This is a genomic window from Paraliomyxa miuraensis (assembly GCF_026337845.1).
GTDB classification, from domain to species: domain Bacteria; phylum Myxococcota_A; class Polyangia; order Nannocystales; family Nannocystaceae; genus Paraliomyxa; species Paraliomyxa miuraensis.
In genome coordinates this window covers 698,762-714,312 of sequence record NZ_JAOVZF010000163.1, presented here as the reverse complement: position 1 = coordinate 714,312, position 15,551 = coordinate 698,762, and the positions used below count along the sequence as shown (strand labels likewise).

Sequence of the window (15,551 nt, the reverse complement as noted above, 5' to 3'; positions counted from 1 at the left end):
TTTCGGCGAAGCGGAGCCAGGGGAATCCCGGAGCTGCCCGAGCTGGGACTGGCGCCTCGACCCGGTCCTGGGCGGTGGATTCGCCCGTCCCTTGCTCCGGCTGCGAGAGCGCGCCACTCTGGACTCCCGGTGCCGGACGAGACACCCACCACGAACCCTTCGGGCCTGGCCCCCGAGAGCCTCACCGGCTGGGGTCGGTATCCGGCGATCGAAGGCCACACGGCGCGTGGCGAGGATCTCGAGGCGCTGTCGCGCTCGGCCGTGCTCAGTCGGGGGCTCGGACGCGCCTACGGTGACTCGGCGCTCCCGCCCCGCGACGCAGCGGGACCGGTGGTGGTCACGCCGCTCGCGGATCGGATCCTCGCGTTCGACGAGCGCACGGGCGTGCTGAGGGCCGAGGCGGGGCTGTCGCTGGCCACGCTGCGCGAGCTGCTCTTGCCGCGCGGGTGGTTCACGCCGGTGTCCCCGGGCACGCGGCACGTCACGCTGGGGGGGATGGTGGCGGCCGACATCCACGGCAAGAACCACCACGTGGCCGGTTGCTTCGGCCGCCACGTACGCGCGCTCAAGATCCGCACGGGCGACGGTGAGGTCCGCGAGATCGGCCGCGACCGCGAGCCCGAGCTGTTCTTCGCCACGCTGGGCGGCATGGGCCTGACCGGGCACGTGCTCGAGGTGGAGGTGACGCTCGAGCGCATCGAGACCCCGTGGATCTACGAGGAGAGCGAGCGGCGACCCAACCTCGAGGCGGTGATCGAGACGCTGGCGGAGGCCAGCGCATCGTGGCCGATGACGGTGGCGTGGATCGACACCTCGGCCCGCGGGGCGGCGATGGGCCGTGGGATCGTGATGCGCGGGCGCTGGGCCACCAAGGACGAGGCTCCGGCCAGGCCGCCGCGCAAGAACCCCAGCGTTCGCGTGCCGTTCGACTTCCCGAGCGGCCTGGTCAACCCCGTCACCATCAAGCTGCTCAACGCGCTCTACTACCGCAAGCACTCGCGCCGCAAGGTCGCGCACGTGGTGCACCCCGAGACGTACTTCTGGCAGCTCGACCTGCTCGACGAGTGGAACCGGGGCTTCGGACGCCGCGGCTTCACCCAGTTCCAGTGCGTGCTGCCCTCGTCGGCCGCGCTCTACCGCGAGCTGCTCGAGCTGTTCCAGCGCATGGGCGGCTGCTCGTTCGTCACCGTGTTCAAGGACTGCGGCGAGGCCGGGGAGGGCATGCTGTCGTTTCCGCAGCGCGGCACCTCGCTGGCGGTCGACATCCCCATGCGCAAGGACGGAGCCACCCAGGCGCTGGTCTCGGCGATGATCGACGTGGTGATCGCCAACGGGGGGCGCGTGTACCTGGCCAAGGACGCGGTGGCCACCGCCGCGCAGTTCCGCCGGATGTACCCGCGCTGGGAGGAGTGGATGCAGGTGCGGCGCAAGTACGACCCGCACGGGCGCCTGCGCAGCGCGCAGGGGGTGCGGCTGGGGCTGTGCGAGTGAGCCTCGAGCGGGCTCACGGCACGGGCACGATCGTGGTGCCCTCGCAGGTCTGGGCCTCCACCTGGCCGTGCACGCGCAGCGCGTCGCAGGCGGCGCCACACAGCTCGATGGTGGAGCGCTGGGTGGCGTCGGTGAAGCGCCAGCCATCCTCGCTGGCACAGTCGCCGATCTCGGGCATCGACTGGTCGTCCACCCACACCTCGAAGCTGGCGTCGGTGGGTACCGGACCACCGAGCGTCACGGTGCACTCGATGTGCGCGGCGATCTCGTCCATCGCGGCGAGCAGCGCCGACTCGTCCTGCGCGGGGTAGTAGGCGGTCTGGTCGTCACGCGCCGCTCCGCCCACGCGCGCGACCTCGTCGAGCACCTCGTGGGCGTTGGCCTCGGCGTAGTCGACCCACTCGTCGCGGATGTCGATGCCGACCACGTAGGTGGGGATGCCTTGCCCCTCGAAGGCCTGCCTCACCAGCCCGGGCAGGTCCTCGTCGTAGCGCAGCATGTCGCCCTCGTAGGCGCAGTTGGCCAGGCCGTCGGTCACCATGATCACGGCGCGTGGTCCCTGGTCGATCGTGGCCAGGTGCTCGAGCGCCGTGATCATGCCCGCGCTGGTCGGTGTGGCCCCCTTGACCGCGACATCGGGGCCCGGCATGGCCGCGAGGATCGCCGTGCTGGTGGACGGCGCGACGGCGACGTCGGGAGTCTCGGCCACGCTGCACCACGAGTCGTAGCCCGACCCGTCGTTCGCGGCCACGGCCGGGAACAGCGTGGCCCCGAAGTCGATGGTGGTGTCGTAGGTGGTCACCAGCTCCGAGACCACGGCATGCAGGCTGGACCAGCGCGTCACCAGCTGGCCCTCGTGCAGCCAGCGCTCGTCGCTCATGCTCTTGGACTTGTCGAGCACCAGCATCACCGAGGGAGGCTCGGCCGCGAGGTCGAACTGCTCGCGCTCGCACACGGAGCCGGGGTCGAGATCCGCCCCTTGGTTGCCGCTGTCGTCCGCGCCATCGCTGGTGTCGTCATCGGTGTCGGCCATGCCCGAGTGGTCTCCTCCCGAGAGCCAGCTGGAGTCTTCTCGACTGGGGTCGCCGCACGCGGAGAGCAGGACGAGGGCAAGGGGGCCGAGTGAGAGGATCGAGGAACGAGCCATGCGCGGCGGCCAAGCAAGTGCGAAGCCAGTTGGGTGGATTGCAAGAAAAGCGTGCGATCTCGCGACAGGTGGCCGGATGTGGGACGGAGGAGAGGATCGCGCGGTGGCTGGATCACTTGCGAGTGGACGACAGTGGCCTGGCCACGGAAGTCGCCGGTAGGCTCGTCGACGATGGGGCGCATGGGGCTGCTGGCGTGCGTGATCGTGTCGGTGAGCACGGCATGCACCGAGCCCGACCTCGATCACGAGGGCGGCCCCGACGAGCCGGCGGAGATCGTGGTGTCGGCGGTCGAGGGCGCGAGGCTGTGCGCGGGTACCCAGACCTGGGTCGATGACGAATTGCGGCGCGTTCGGGCCGAGACGGGCCTGTTGCCCGTGGCTCGCTTGCCGGTGACCTTGGGTGCAGGCGCGGTGGAGGAGCGCTGCACCGTGCCCGACGATCCCGAGACGGTGGTGGGCTGCACGCTGGGCGAGGGCGGAGCAACGGCGGTGATCAGCACGCCGGAGGCGCTCTCGCACGAGCTGGTGCATGCGCTGCGGCGTCACCAGGAGCTGCGAACCCGCACGATGTTCGAGGAGGGGTTTGCCGAGGCGATCGACGGCAGCGACGCGTATCCGCGGTACGTGGAGCTCGAGCCCGGCGAGCTGCCGGAGGCGCGCTGGCCGGAGGCGCTGGTGCAGCAGAGCAAGGCCGAGTTTCGCAGCGTGCAGAGCTACCGCGTGGCCGTGCACTTCGTGGATCACCTGCGACGGGTCCACGGGGCCGAGGCGGTGGCTGCGTTCATGCGCGGAGGCATCGATGGCACGGCGGCCGAGGCCGAGACGCGATTCGAGCGGCACTTCGGGACGTCGCTGGAGGCCGAGGCGCAGGCGTGGCGAGCATCGGGGGCTCAGGGGTTTGGACGGGGTGATCCGTGCGCCGGCGGGGTGGTGGCGATCGAGTCGGGGGTGACGGTCGAGCTCGTCGTGCGCGTCGACTGCGATGATCCCGAGACGATGGGGCTGGAGGGGGCCGCAGAGGCGGCGTGGATTCGCCGCTGCGTGTCGCTGGGCGCCGGGCGCCGTGCGGTGCAGATGGGCATGGGCGCGGGTCCGGGTCTGGGGGCGGTGCGGTGGGAAGCGGTGCCGCAGACCTGCGCCGAGGGCTCCTCCGAGCTCGATGCGGCGCCCAAGGTGGTCGAGGCCGGCGACGCGGGCACGCTGGAGTTCGCCGCGTGCACCTGGGCGGTGACGTTCGAGAGCACCGCCGACGGACCGCAGGAGCTGTCGCTGACGCTCGGACCCGGCTGATCTCGAGCGCGCTCGAACACGACCTACGGATCGCTCAAGATGAGCCCGATCGAGTTCGAAAGCTGGTTGCTCACCGCGAGGTCGGGCACCCCGTCCTCGTTGAAGTCGCCCGCCTCGATCCCCGACGGCAGCGTGCCGGTGGAGTAGGTGGCCCGATAGTCGAATTGCCCGTCGCCGCGCCCGCTGGCGATCGTCACGTCTTGCGAGGTGGAGCTGACGATCGCCACGTCGAGGCGGCCGTCGTTGTCGTAGTCGGCCACCGCCACGTCGCGCGGATCCACGCCAGCCTCCACTCGGGCCACGGCCTCGAACCCGCCGGCGTCCGCGAGCAGCACCTCGAGGCCGAACGAGTGGGCGATGAGCAGGTCGAGATCACCATCGGCGTCGACGTCGGCGTCGCCGATCCCCAGCGGCATGCCGGGCATGGCGATGAAGCCTCCGTCGAGCAGCTTCCCGGTGCCATCGTTGTAGTAGAAGGCCAGGTATGCGTCGGTGGCGTTGGTGACCAGCATGTCGACGTCGCCGTCGCGATCGACGTCGAGCAGGCGCGTCGACCACAAGAGGCCCGACATCGGGTAGCTGGTGGGGGCCTCGAAGTTTCCGTCGCCGCGGCCGAGCGCCACGCGGACCTCGTCGGCGGCGGTCATCGCCACGTCGAGCACGCCATCGCCGTCGATGTCGCCCACGTCGGCGATCACGGGCATGGTGCCGGCGGAGATCCGCCCCGCGTCGACCATCTGCTGCTGACCCACGTTGACGAGCACGGTCAGGGTGCCCGCGTCGGAGTTGACCGAGATCACGTCGAGCCCGCCGTCGTGGTTGACGTCGCCCAGGCGCACGCCCACGGGAATGTCGTCGCCCGTGATGTAGGCAACGGGCTCGCCGAGCCAGCCCTGGCCGTTGCCATAGAGCACCGAGGTGAGGTTCAGCTCGGACTCGATGTGCTCGAAGTCGGAGTTGGGGGTGACGACGTCGAGGTGGCCGTCGCCGTCGATGTCGCCGAGGTCGAGCGCACAGGGATCGATGCGAGACCAGAACTCGACCTGCGGCCGGAAGCACAGCTCGCCGGGCTCGGCCACACCGTCGCCGCAGCTCTCGGGGAGGGGCGGGTCGGGGAGCCGCGGCTCGTCCTCGTCGGGAATCCCGTCGTCATGGCCAGGACCATTGCCGCGCTCGTCGCCGCCGCCGTCGAGGCCGTCGTCGGCGAGCTCGTCCTCGGGGAAATCGAAGCCGGTGCGGCCGCATGCCAGCAGCAGGCCGATCGCCATCATGGTGGTGAATCGTGCGCCCTTCATGTCCAGCCTCCCCAGCATAACCCCATCGGCGAGCTGGCGCTCACATCACCCGCAGGAACAGGCCCAGACCCCACGAGAACCCGTGCAGGGACAGTGCGCCGAGCGGTGAGGTGGTGGCGCGAAGTGGCTCGTCACCCTGCGAGAGCGTGGGCTGCACGTCGATCTTGCCGCGCCAGGTGTAGCCGAGCGCCAGATCGAGCCCGGCGCTCACGCGCGACGCCTGCTTGCGGGCCAGCCACTTCTTGGGCAGGTACACGCTCAGACCCGCCTGTCCATCGACCCGCGGGATCACCACGTCTTGCTCGGCATATTGCTGGCTGGTCATCGAGAGCTGTCCGATCGAGGGGCCCACGCCCACGCGGGCGAAGGCGTCGAGGCCGTCGATGGCCATGAAGCTCAGGCGGCCGAGCACGCGGGGCTCGTGGAACTCGAGCGAGTGCAAGAGCTGGCTACCGTAGGCGTCACCGGTGCGCTGCGAGCGGGCGTAGGCCAGGCCTCCGCCGAGGAAGATGCGACCCTCGGCGAGGCGGAAGTCGAACATCACCGAGGTGCCGTACTCGGGCAGGTTGCGGCGCTCGGCAAAGGCGCGGTAGCCGAGGTCCTGGATCATCGACACCCCCAGGCCGACCCCGAAGTCGAGGCGCCAGCGGATCGGCCGGGGCGGTGGCGGTGGGATCGGAGCCGCGGGCGGTGGCGTGGGCGCGGCGGAGAGCGGTGGTGATGTGGGCGCGGGCGCAGGCGCGGGCTCGGCTCCCGTCACGTCGCCAAAGGGATTGCTCGAGGCGGCCGGTTCCTCGTCCCCGGCCGGCGTGGGTGCAGGGGCCGGAGCGGGCGCGCTCGCGGCGTCCGTTGCGGGCTCGGAGCCGGGCTCGGCCGCGCTCGGCTCCGACTCGGTCTCGGACGCGACGTCGGCGGCCTCGGTCGAAGCGGGCGCCATCAGTGCGGCCGCCGGGGTGGCCCCCAGGGCGGACCCCAGGGTGGCAAGGAAGGGGAAGATCGTGGAGGTGATCATGATGGAGGCACCGCCATGCGCTAGGGGTCGAGCATGCCGTCGAGGAGGTAGCCCCACGCGACGTAGCTGCTGGAGCGGGAAGGAGACTGGGCGTCGGCCACGGTCAGGTGACCCACGGGGTCTGCGTGCACCATCACCAGCTTTCCGGCGCCGGGTAGGTAGTGGAAGCTGCCGATGGCGTCGTCGAGCACCATCGACTCGGGATTGAGGGTGAGCAGATCCACCGTGCTCACCCACGTTTGACCGGGCGTGCCCAGCAGCAGCCGGTTGCCGTCGAGGGCCGAGCTGCGTGCGTCGTAGGGCGACTGAGCCGACAGCGGGGTCACTTGCGACAGCGGAAGATCGACCACGTAGAGGTTCAGGCCCGAGCTCACCAGCACGCGATCGTTGTCGAGCACGACGAGGTCCTGGATGCCGGTCTCGATGGCCAGCGGCTCGGGGGTGCGCCCGATCGTGTTCTCGATGTCGTCGAGATCGAGGGTGTAGAGCGCGTTTCCTCCCGAGGCCCAGGCCACCGCCTGCTTGATCGTTCCGGCCGCGGTCTGGGCGTCGCGCATGAACAGGTTCTGGACCGAGGCCCCGGTGCCCACCGAGAAGCTGCCCTGGGTGCGGATGTCGGTGAAGATCATCGCGCTGCTGCCCACCGTGACCAGATAGGGGGTCTCCGCGCCGTTGTAGGTGGCCATGTCGGTGGCGCGCTCGCCCACCGGAATGAGGCTCACCTGCGCCGAGAACCCGGGCTCGCCGGTGGCCTCGTCGGACTTGTCGACCAGGGTGAGCATCGCGACGTCCGAGCCCACGCTCGAGCGCAAGAACAGCACGGGCTTGCCGAACACCTCGTCACCGGGGCGCAGCAGGGTGGCCTCGGGTGAGAAGCCGACCTCGGCGCCGAAGCGGACCGCGACCTGGTCGGTCAGCTCGTTGCCCGCATCGACCAGCACCACCTCGCCCTCGGCGAGGAACGCGACCAGCTCGAGCGGTCGGCCGCCCACGTCGACCGCGGTCGGGCCCTCGGCTCCGGTGGGGGTGGGAAACTGGATCGATTGCAGACGACCGCCGAACCCGTTGAGGGTGAGGTTGCGGACCACCTCCCCTCCAGGTGCTCGATCGAGCGGCACGATTGCCACCTGGTTGGCGTTCTGCAGCGCTCCGCTGCCCACGCCGCTGCCGAAGTGCAGCACGGCTCGGCGGCCGTCGGGCGACAGCGCGACCCCGGTGAACGGTGCCAGCACGTCGTAGACTTGGGGGTCGTCCTCGCCGTCGGCGGGGAACAGGTAGAGCTGCTCGTCGATGTCTTCGGTCTTCTCGGAGGCCGGCGCGACCAGGGTCATCACGTGGCTGCCGTCGAGGGTCGCGCGGCTCCACAGCACGGTGGTGCGATCATCGCCCACGCCGCGTCGCAGGATGTCGAGCCGGTCGTCCTCGGGACGTACGACCACCAGCTCGTGCCGGGCCTGATCCACGTAGGCGAGGCTCTCGCGAGTGCTCACCGGGGGCAGCAGATCGAGGTCGTCGGCGTAGGGGTCGTCGGGCAGGCATCCGGGCAGGATCAGGGGCCCGACGAGGCCGAGGTGGAGCCCGAGGGACGCCAGCGGTCGTCGCAGGCGTTCGAGCAGGGGGGAGCCGTCGGAAGGTTCGTGGTTTCGGAGGGACATGGCGAGCTAGTCCTTGACCGCGTCGTTGAGGCGGTAGCCGGTGACGGTCTCGACGTTGCCGTCGCGATCGAGGAAGGTGATGCGTCCGGTGGGGTGCTCCTGGGACACGAAGATCTTCTCGGTGGCCTCGACGTAGCCGGCACCCTCGGGGGGCGAGCCCAGGCCGAGGGCGTCGACGATGAAGCTGCGCAGGTCGACGAGATCGACGCGACGGACTCCGGTGGAATCGTCGCGGAGCAGGACGACGGAGCGGTCGCCGTCGGGGGTGAAGAGGATGGCGCCGGGCTTGGCCTCGACCATCTGGAGCTTCTTGACGGGGAAGGACTTGGAGAGGTCGAGCAGCGTGTAGGACCAGGGAGTGGAGCCGCCGGCGGGATCCTGCTCGTGGACGAGCATGGCGTTGGCGCCATCGGGGGCCATGCCGACGGAGACGACGGGGTGATCGACGAACAGGGTGATGCGCTCGGCCCACGCACCGGAGCCGCGGCGGACGATGGTGACGCGCTGGCGGGGGTCGATGTCGGGAGGGACGCCGGCGGTGTCGTCGCCGTCGTCGCTCGAGCTGCCACCAGAGGTGGTGGCATCGCCAGTGGTACCGGAGGTCGAACCCGTACCCGTGCCGGTGGCCGCGAAGGGGTCGCTCTCGTCGACGTAGCCCTCGTCGGGCCGCAGCGGCGAGGCCATGAAGGGGTCGACGGTGGTGTACAGCAGCATGGTCTGGCCGTCGGGCGACAGGTGGGCCAGGCCGACGTACTCGCCGTCGACGTCGTGGACGATGGGCTCGTCGCCAGGCGACAGCGGCAGGGCGAGCTCCACGAAGTGGCTGCCGGCGGTGGAGGGCAGGGTGACGATGGCGAAGCTGCCGTCGTGGGCCACGTCGAGGTCGGTGGCGGGCCCGGGCAGCGGGAAGTCGAAGCGCTCGCCGGAGGCGAGGTCGGTGGCGAACAGCCGAGTGTCACCGGCGATGCGAGCGAGCGCCACCCCCTGGTCGGGGGCGACCTGGATCTCGAGGGTGGAGGGGTCGATGGCGGGGTCGTCGACGACGGGGACGAGATCGGGCTTGCCGATCATGGGCAGGTCGACGGCGGGGACGACGTTGACGCCATCGTCGGTGACGACGTAGGCGGTGCTGCCGGAGGAGTCGAAGACGACGTCGCGGGGATGGGCGCCGACGGTCATCTCGTAGACCTGGCCGCCGTCGACGTCGATGACGGTGAGCTCCTGGTCGCTGCCGGGCCCTTGCTCCTCGGGCCCGTCGACGTCGTGATAGACGTAGAGGAAGGTGCCGTCGGGGGAGATGGCGAGGTTGTTGGCGCCGGGAGAGCTGGGGATGATCTCGACGGTGGTGCGGCCCTGGTCGTCGGTGCGGAGCATGGCCACGTCGTCGCTGCCCTGGTCGAGGACGGCGACCTCGCCGTTGGGGGAGAGGGGAGCGACGACGGTGGGCCCGCGGCCGACGCCGACGACGTCGATGGCGAGGGTGACGGAGTCGATGACGGCGACGGAGTCGGTGGTCTCGCTGGCGGAGTAGACGAAGCGCCCGCTGGCCCGCGGGACGCGGAAGTCGCCCTCGTCCTCCATCTCCGGCGGGGGCTGGCCGTTGCCGTCGTCGCTGCCGCCGTGGCCATCGTCGCCGTTGCCGTCGCCGCTCCCGGCTCCCATCCCCGTCAGACCATCGGTATCGGCCGGGAAGGCTCCACCGTCATCGGCGGCCCCACAGGCGCCGAGCCCCAGGGTCGCGCCGAGCGCAAGAGAGAGGGTGGGGAGTCGTCGATGCATGGTCATCACCTCGATGGAGCCGTTGGTCAGTGTCCAAAGACGGGACGACGATCATAGAGCGGCTCGGAAAACATCGAAACGCAGTCGGTGCAGCCCGTGAGGACCGTCCCCCTGACATCGATGTCGCGGTGGACGGGCGCGGAGGCGCTCGCGATCCCGCCGTGGCGGCCGAGAGGACGTCGTTTCACGTAGCATGGTCCTGGTGCCAAGTGGCTGGAGGGCATGGGCGGTCGTACTGATGGCCGTGGTGGTGGGGTGTCCAGCGCCCCTGGAAGAAGGAGCGAGCGCGGCTCGCCGAGTCGACGAGGGGACGGGCCGGCCCCAACGCCTCGCCGAGCCGCCGTGGCCCGAGCTCGTGCACATGGTGGGTCGCTTCGAGCGGCTTGGACCCGAGCACGTACGGTACGGGTGGCCAGGAACCGGCATCGTCGTTCGCTTCCATGGGGCCGCCCTGTCGGTCCTCATGGACGATCGCGCCGGCTACCACGGGGTGAGCGTGGATGGAGGCCCCTCGATGACGCTGCGCACTCGACCGGGATCGCACCGATGGTCGGTGGTCGACGGTCTCCCCCCGGGGGAGCACACGGTGGTGCTGCGGCGCCGGACCGAAGGGCACCTCGGGCCTACCGAGGTGCTCGGCGTGGAGGTCGAGGGCACGCTCCTCTCGGCACCCGCACCCGCCGCTCGCATCGAGGTGGTGGGCGACTCGATCACCGCGGGCTACGGCAACGAGGGGCGGGCTCGCGACTGCAGGTTCTCGCCGCGAACCGAGAACCATCTGCGCAGCTACGCCGCGCTGGCGGCCGAGGCCGTGGGGGCGGAGCTGAGCGCCGTTGCCTGGTCCGGCAAGGGCGTGGTGCACAACTACGGCGGCGACCCCGTGGAGCCCATGCCCGCGATCTACGAGCGTGCCGTGCCCACCGAGGCCGACGCTCGCGCGCCTGCGATCGAGTCCGCGGACGTGGTGCTGGTCAACCTCGGGACCAACGACTTCTCCACGGATGCGGATCCTTCCGCCGAGCGCTTCGTGCTCGGGTACGTCGGGTTGCTCGCCGACGTTCGTGCCCGACACCCCGATGCGCCGATCCTCTGCACGGTGGCCCCCATGCTGTCGCGGTCCGAGACGGCCACGGTGGAGTCGTACCTCGATCAAGCGATTGCGCTCCGCTGGGCCGCGGGTGACCGCGACGTCCAGCGGATCGATCTCTGGGAGGAACCGCGCGGCTGGGGCTGTGACTCGCACCCCTCGATCGCGACCCACGAGGCGATGGCATCGAGGCTACGACCGTGGCTGGACGCCGCGCTACAGTAGCTCGAGCGTGTTCTCACGAAACCCTCGAATTCGACCCTCTCGGGCCACGGTGGCCCACCCGTTGGCCACGAGGCGGTCCGCCGGTTGGCCACTTCGCGAGCAACGGCCTCGCAACTCATCGAGATCATGAAGGGTGCCTCCCGGAACCGATCTTGCTGAGAGATTGGGCATGCCCCCGTCGTTCATCCATCAAGGGATGGTCAAGCTGGTGACCGAATACCCGGAACTCTGGCCCGAGTTGCTGCGGCGTTGTTTGGGCATCGAACTGCCCGACGATGTCGAAGTCCTACAAGGGCCGGAGACCGTTCGGCAGCTCCATGCCGCCGACCACACGGCCGATGGCACGATGGTGGTCAAGCGGGTCTGCGATGGTGCGCCCGTGGAAGCGCTCGTGAACGAGATCCAGTGCAAGCGTGATGATGACAAGTGGTGGACCTGGCCGCTCCACCTCGCAGGCATACGCGCTCGGCTCAAGTGTCCCACTACCTTGGTCGTGCTCACTCCGTACCAAAGCACTGCGCGCTGGGCCGCGCGACCCATCGACGTGGGACGTGGGCGCATGACCCTACGGCCGTTGGTCATTGGGCCCGCACAGATCCCCTGCACGATGGACCTCGACGACGCAAGGCAGCACCCTGCTCTCGCAACCATGGCGGTCATGGTGCATGGGCGGCGACCTGGTTCGAGGAGTCTCAGCAAGATCGCGCTGCGAGCCGTGCACGAACGACTGGAAGAGCAACGTGAAGGAAGTACCCTGTTGCTGGACTTGATCACGGCGTCGGTCGGCGCCAAAGCCCTCGAAGAGATGGAGGAAGAGATGGAGATCGGAACCAATGTCAGCTTCACCAAGATCGGTCGGCAGAAATTCGCCGAAGGACACGCGCTGGGCCGGAAGGAAGGTCGAGAGAAGGGCCGAGAGGAAGGTCGAGAGAAGGGTCGAGAGGAAGGTCGCCGAGATGCTCGCAGACAAGCGATCCTCCTGGTGCTGCAGTCGCGGGGCCTGGTGATCACGCAGGCGCAACGTCGCCGTCTCGAGCGGTGTCCCGACGACGAGCAACTCGAGAGCTGGCTGCGCCAAGCCCTCGTGGTCGAGCGCACCGGCGATCTCTTCGGAACTCCGCGCCGCTCCCGTTCCGGGCACCGTACGCGCAGCCCCAGCCCGGCGCGAGCGTCTCGTGCCCGGTCGCGCTAGCCTGCGGCCGCCATGCCACCGGACCGCCCCTACTCGCCCAGCCGAGCCATTGCCGAGCTACCCGAGGGGTTCTTCGACGTGGTCGAGCCGGCCGCGTTTCCGCAGCACACGCTGCGCTTTCGCAACCAGCGCTGGGCCGAGCGGGTCGGGCTGCACACGCTCCACGATGACGAGTGGGAGGCGGCCTTCGCTCGCTTCGAGCCCCTGCCGGGCTCGCTGCCGCTGCCGCTTGCCATGCGCTACCACGGCCACCAGTTTCGGGCCTACAACCCCGATCTCGGCGATGGTCGGGGGTTCCTGTTCGCACAGCTCCACGATGGCGTCGACGGCCGCCTGCTCGACCTGGGCACCAAGGGCAGTGGTACCACCCCGTACTCGCGGGGCGGCGACGGTCGCCTGACGCTCAAGGGTGGAGTGCGAGAGATCCTCGCGACCGAGATGCTCGAGGCGCTCGGGGTTCGAACCTCGAAGACCTTCTCGCTGTTCGAGACGGGAGAGTCGCTCCTTCGCGGCGACGAGCCTTCTCCCACCCGCTCGTCGGTCCTCGTGCGCCTCGGCCACAGCCACCTGCGCTTCGGGAGCTTCCAGCGCCACGCACATCAGGGGCGACCCGATCGCGTCCGCCTCCTGGCCGATCACTGCATCGCGCACCACTACCCTTCGCTCGGCGACGCCGCCGACCCCTACCGCGCGCTCTATGGCGAGATCGCTCGTCGCACCGTGGCGCTGACCGGCGGCTGGATGGTCGCCGGCTTCGTACACGGCGTGCTCAACACCGACAACATGAACGTGACCGGGGAGAGCTTCGACTACGGTCCCTGGCGCTGGCTGCCCCGCTACGACCCCATGTTCACCGCCGCCTACTTCGATCGCTCGGGCCTCTATGCCTTCGGGCGCCAGCCCGAGGCGGCCGCGTGGAACCTGACCCGCTTGGCCGAGACCTTCGACGGCGTCACTCCACCGAGGGAGCTGCTCGACGATCTTCGCGAGGGGTTCTCCTCGTGGCTCGAGGCCGCGGTCGTCGAAGGGGTGCTCGAGCGGCTGGGCCTTCGCGCTCGCGGGCGTGAGTCCGACGCTCGCCTCGTGGATGCGCTGTACGTGTTCCTCGCGCGCAGCCGAGTCGGCTACGACCAGGCATTCTTCGATCTCTACGGCGGCATGGCCAGCACGACCCGCTGGGGCTCGAGCCCCGAGGCGGTCGCGTACGAGCACGACGGCTTCGGTCCGGTTCGCGCCATGCTGGAAGCCTACGAGCCCACCGAGCATGCGGCCTGGGCCCTGGCCGCCGAGCCCTACTTCCTTCAGCGCACACGGCCCGAGTCCATGCTCATCGAAGAAGTCGAGGCGCTGTGGTCGGCGATCGACGAGCGCGACGACTGGCAGCCCCTCCATGCCAAGATCGAGGCCGTCCGAGCCATGGGTCGTGCGCTCGGACGACGCGAGCCCATCTCGTCCTCGCCCGGGCCCCAACCAGGCCCTCACCCCAATCGCGCACGCGGGCGGTGATCGGTCGGTTCGTTCGCGCGACGGGGCGGCAGGCAGAGCCCAACGGGCGCTCGTACGGCCGCCCACGGCCTCGGCAATTTCCCGTTTGCGGGGCCGCCGGAGCATGCGACCATGACGATCGCATGTCGTTGCTCGCGTCTGCGCTCGGGGTGTGCCTCGCGGCGCTCGTCCCCGAGGTCGCCGTTGCCACGTCGACCGTCCCCGCGACCAGCTCGACTGCGGCGGTGCCGTTCACGGGCACGTTTCGCTTCGCCGGGGGCGAGGCACAGCGGCAGGGAGTGGTGGACGCCGTCGAGCGAGCCGTGCAGGCGCTGCTCCCCATCTTCCACGAGCTGGCCCGCAAGCGGCTCTCGGCGGCCAACGTGATTCCCCAGGCCGTCACCCTGTCGATGGAAGGCGATGATCTCGTCGTGGTCTACGGCGACCTCGAGCCACAGCGCGCCCCGCTCGATGGCTCGGTACGAACGTGGCACAACCGCGAGGGCACCAAGGTCAACCTCAAGCACGAACGCCGTGGGAACACGCTGGTTCAGACGAGCTGGGGTGGTGGCGGCCGGCGCGTGATGGTTTGGTCCTTCGACGACGAAGGCAAGCGCCTACGCCTGCACAGCACCATGTCGTCCCCCCACCTTCCGGTGGCCATCGACTATCGGCTGACCTTCGCGCGGTAGCTCGCAACCTGCGACGACTCCGCGGTGGGATCGTCCCATCCCAGCGAGCGGAACAAGCGCTGGAGCTCGGGCTCGAGCGGAGCCCGCAGCTCCAGCTGCTCACCCGTAACGGGATGCGGCAGCGACAGCGTGCTGGCATGGAGCAGCAACCGGTGTATGCCAAGATGCTCGCGAAACAGGCGGTTGTGCCGTCCCTCGCCGTGACGCACATCGCCCACGATCGGATGCCGCAGGTGTGCCATGTGCTTGCGCAGCTGATGGAGACGCCCCGTATGGGGGCGTAGATCGACCAGCGAGTAGCGAGCCTCGGGGTAGCGCCCCACGGGAATGGGCAGCGCGACCGTGGCCAGGCGTCGCACCGTCGTACGCGCGGCCTGGACCGGTGCACCGGGATGCTCGCGCAGGTCGTAGTCGAGCTCGGTGTGCTCGGGTGCCCAGCCACGTACCACGGCGAGGTAGCGCTTGGTCACCTCGCCGTGACCGAGCCGCGCACCGACGGCCCCAGCGGTCTCGGAATCGAGCGCGAACAACAGGACGCCCGAGGTGCCCCGGTCGAGGCGATGCACTGGATACACCCAGCGCCCCAGCTGGTTGCGCAGGCGCTGCAGGGCGGGGGCGTGATCGTGCACCTGGTCGCTGCGGTGGACCGCCAGTCCCGCTGGCTTGGCGATGGCCACCAGCCAGGGGTCGAGGTGCAGCAGACGCAGGGGTTCCATGGGGGGCGGGGGGGGGCGACCAACGGTAGCCTGAATCCGTACATCCCTCGGAGGACGGATTCTGGCCCGGTGTTCGACCGAATCCGCATCGGGGTCCACGTTGGTGCCGCCAACCGCGCTATCATCCGCGCCATGCGTCGCCTGCTCATCCTGACCCTGCCGTTCGTGCTGACCACCGTTGCCTGTGAAGGAGATGAAGGCGACGGCGGTGACGACAACGGCAGCATCCTCGATCTCACCGGAGACTCGGCCTCGGGAGAGGCGCTGTTCGCCTCGAAGGGCTGCGCTCAGGCCAGCTGCCACGGGACCGACGGAAACTCCGGAGCGACTGCACCGGCTCTCAGCGGCGTGGTCTCCTCGCGTAGCGACGACGAGATCATCGACGCGGTGCTCGACGGCAAGGGCACGATGCCGCCGAACAACCTCTCCGACCAGGAGATGGCCGACGTGCTCGCCTGGCTGCGCGAGACCTTCTAGCCGGCCGG

The 15,551-nt window shown here is 69.8% G+C and carries 13 protein-coding genes; 7 read left to right on the top strand and 6 right to left on the bottom strand.

Annotation, left to right across the window (positions count from 1 at the left end; genetic code table 11):
- Positions 1-129 precede the first annotated feature (129 nt).
- Complete coding sequence (locus OEB96_RS42925; RefSeq protein WP_266222769.1) at positions 130-1,491, top strand: FAD-binding oxidoreductase; 1,362 nt, start codon at positions 130-132, stop codon at positions 1,489-1,491.
- Positions 1,492-1,504: 13 nt separating this feature from the next.
- Here OEB96_RS42925 and OEB96_RS42920 read toward each other — a convergent pair whose 3' ends face one another.
- Entirely contained in the window at positions 1,505-2,524 is a 1,020-nt protein-coding gene (locus tag OEB96_RS42920) for a vWA domain-containing protein (protein ID WP_266222768.1), read from the bottom strand.
- A 294-nt stretch (positions 2,525-2,818) separates the two neighbouring features.
- Between OEB96_RS42920 and OEB96_RS42915 the strand changes: the two genes are divergently transcribed.
- Positions 2,819-3,928 (top strand): hypothetical protein, encoded by a 1,110-nt coding sequence (locus tag OEB96_RS42915; RefSeq protein WP_266222767.1) that lies wholly within the window; start codon positions 2,819-2,821, stop codon positions 3,926-3,928.
- Positions 3,929-3,951: 23 nt separating this feature from the next.
- On the opposite strand, the gene OEB96_RS42910 is transcribed toward OEB96_RS42915, so the two are convergent.
- Genes OEB96_RS42910 through OEB96_RS42895 form a run of 4 tightly spaced genes read right to left on the bottom strand, consistent with a single transcriptional unit; the run spans position 3,952 to position 9,669 of the window.
- The gene (locus OEB96_RS42910) at positions 3,952-5,223 is read right to left on the bottom strand and encodes an FG-GAP repeat domain-containing protein (RefSeq protein ID WP_266222766.1); all 1,272 of its coding nucleotides are present in this window, start codon (positions 5,221-5,223) and stop codon (positions 3,952-3,954) included.
- A 40-nt stretch (positions 5,224-5,263) separates the two neighbouring features.
- Complete coding sequence (locus OEB96_RS42905; RefSeq protein WP_266222765.1) at positions 5,264-6,235, bottom strand: hypothetical protein; 972 nt, start codon at positions 6,233-6,235, stop codon at positions 5,264-5,266.
- A 20-nt stretch (positions 6,236-6,255) separates the two neighbouring features.
- Positions 6,256-7,890 carry a hypothetical protein gene (locus OEB96_RS42900; protein ID WP_266222764.1) on the bottom strand — a complete coding sequence of 545 codons (1,635 nt, stop codon included), beginning with the start codon at positions 7,888-7,890 and terminating at the stop codon, positions 6,256-6,258.
- A 6-nt stretch (positions 7,891-7,896) separates the two neighbouring features.
- Positions 7,897-9,669, bottom strand: a complete 1,773-nt coding sequence (locus tag OEB96_RS42895; protein ID WP_266222763.1) for a YncE family protein — start codon at positions 9,667-9,669, stop codon at positions 7,897-7,899.
- A 202-nt stretch (positions 9,670-9,871) separates the two neighbouring features.
- Here OEB96_RS42895 and OEB96_RS42890 point away from each other — a divergent pair, with 202 nt between their 5' ends.
- The 4 genes from OEB96_RS42890 to OEB96_RS42875 all read left to right on the top strand — a co-directional run bounded on the left by OEB96_RS42890 (position 9,872) and on the right by OEB96_RS42875 (position 14,350).
- Entirely contained in the window at positions 9,872-10,981 is a 1,110-nt protein-coding gene (locus tag OEB96_RS42890) for an SGNH/GDSL hydrolase family protein (protein ID WP_266222762.1), read from the top strand.
- Positions 10,982-11,177: 196 nt separating this feature from the next.
- The gene (locus tag OEB96_RS42885; RefSeq protein ID WP_266222761.1) at positions 11,178-12,173 is read left to right on the top strand and encodes a hypothetical protein; all 996 of its coding nucleotides are present in this window, start codon (positions 11,178-11,180) and stop codon (positions 12,171-12,173) included.
- Positions 12,174-12,185: 12 nt separating this feature from the next.
- Positions 12,186-13,679: a protein adenylyltransferase SelO gene (locus OEB96_RS42880; protein ID WP_266222760.1), complete on the top strand. Its 1,494-nt coding sequence runs from the start codon at positions 12,186-12,188 to the stop codon at positions 13,677-13,679.
- Positions 13,680-13,801: 122 nt separating this feature from the next.
- A complete protein-coding gene (locus OEB96_RS42875) occupies positions 13,802-14,350 on the top strand; it encodes a hypothetical protein (RefSeq protein WP_266222759.1) in 549 nt (182 codons plus the stop codon).
- Here OEB96_RS42875 and OEB96_RS42870 read toward each other — a convergent pair.
- Complete coding sequence (locus OEB96_RS42870) at positions 14,326-15,066, bottom strand: pseudouridine synthase (protein WP_266222758.1); 741 nt, start codon at positions 15,064-15,066, stop codon at positions 14,326-14,328. The genes OEB96_RS42875 and OEB96_RS42870 overlap by 25 nt on opposite strands.
- A 132-nt stretch (positions 15,067-15,198) precedes the next feature.
- Between OEB96_RS42870 and OEB96_RS42865 the strand changes: the two genes are divergently transcribed.
- Entirely contained in the window at positions 15,199-15,543 is a 345-nt protein-coding gene (locus OEB96_RS42865) for a c-type cytochrome (RefSeq protein ID WP_266222757.1), read from the top strand.
- The last annotated feature ends 8 nt before the right edge of the window (positions 15,544-15,551 follow it).

What these genes read in the sequence shown, in the direction of transcription:
- OEB96_RS42915 (WP_266222767.1), top strand. Translation starts at nt 2,819, where the DNA reads ATGGGGCTGCTGGCGTGCGTGATCGTGTCGGTGAGCACGGCATGCACC.
- OEB96_RS42865 (WP_266222757.1), top strand. Translation starts at nt 15,199, where the DNA reads ATGCGTCGCCTGCTCATCCTGACCCTGCCGTTCGTGCTGACCACCGTT.
- OEB96_RS42905 (WP_266222765.1), bottom strand. Translation starts at nt 6,235, where the DNA reads ATGATCACCTCCACGATCTTCCCCTTCCTTGCCACCCTGGGGTCCGCC.
- OEB96_RS42885 (WP_266222761.1), top strand. Translation starts at nt 11,178, where the DNA reads ATGGTCAAGCTGGTGACCGAATACCCGGAACTCTGGCCCGAGTTGCTG.
- OEB96_RS42910 (WP_266222766.1), bottom strand. Translation starts at nt 5,223, where the DNA reads ATGAAGGGCGCACGATTCACCACCATGATGGCGATCGGCCTGCTGCTG.
- OEB96_RS42895 (WP_266222763.1), bottom strand. Translation starts at nt 9,669, where the DNA reads ATGCATCGACGACTCCCCACCCTCTCTCTTGCGCTCGGCGCGACCCTG.
- OEB96_RS42900 (WP_266222764.1), bottom strand. Translation starts at nt 7,890, where the DNA reads ATGTCCCTCCGAAACCACGAACCTTCCGACGGCTCCCCCCTGCTCGAA.
- OEB96_RS42870 (WP_266222758.1), bottom strand. Translation starts at nt 15,066, where the DNA reads ATGGAACCCCTGCGTCTGCTGCACCTCGACCCCTGGCTGGTGGCCATC.
- OEB96_RS42880 (WP_266222760.1), top strand. Translation starts at nt 12,186, where the DNA reads ATGCCACCGGACCGCCCCTACTCGCCCAGCCGAGCCATTGCCGAGCTA.
- OEB96_RS42920 (WP_266222768.1), bottom strand. Translation starts at nt 2,524, where the DNA reads ATGGCCGACACCGATGACGACACCAGCGATGGCGCGGACGACAGCGGC.
- OEB96_RS42875 (WP_266222759.1), top strand. Translation starts at nt 13,802, where the DNA reads ATGTCGTTGCTCGCGTCTGCGCTCGGGGTGTGCCTCGCGGCGCTCGTC.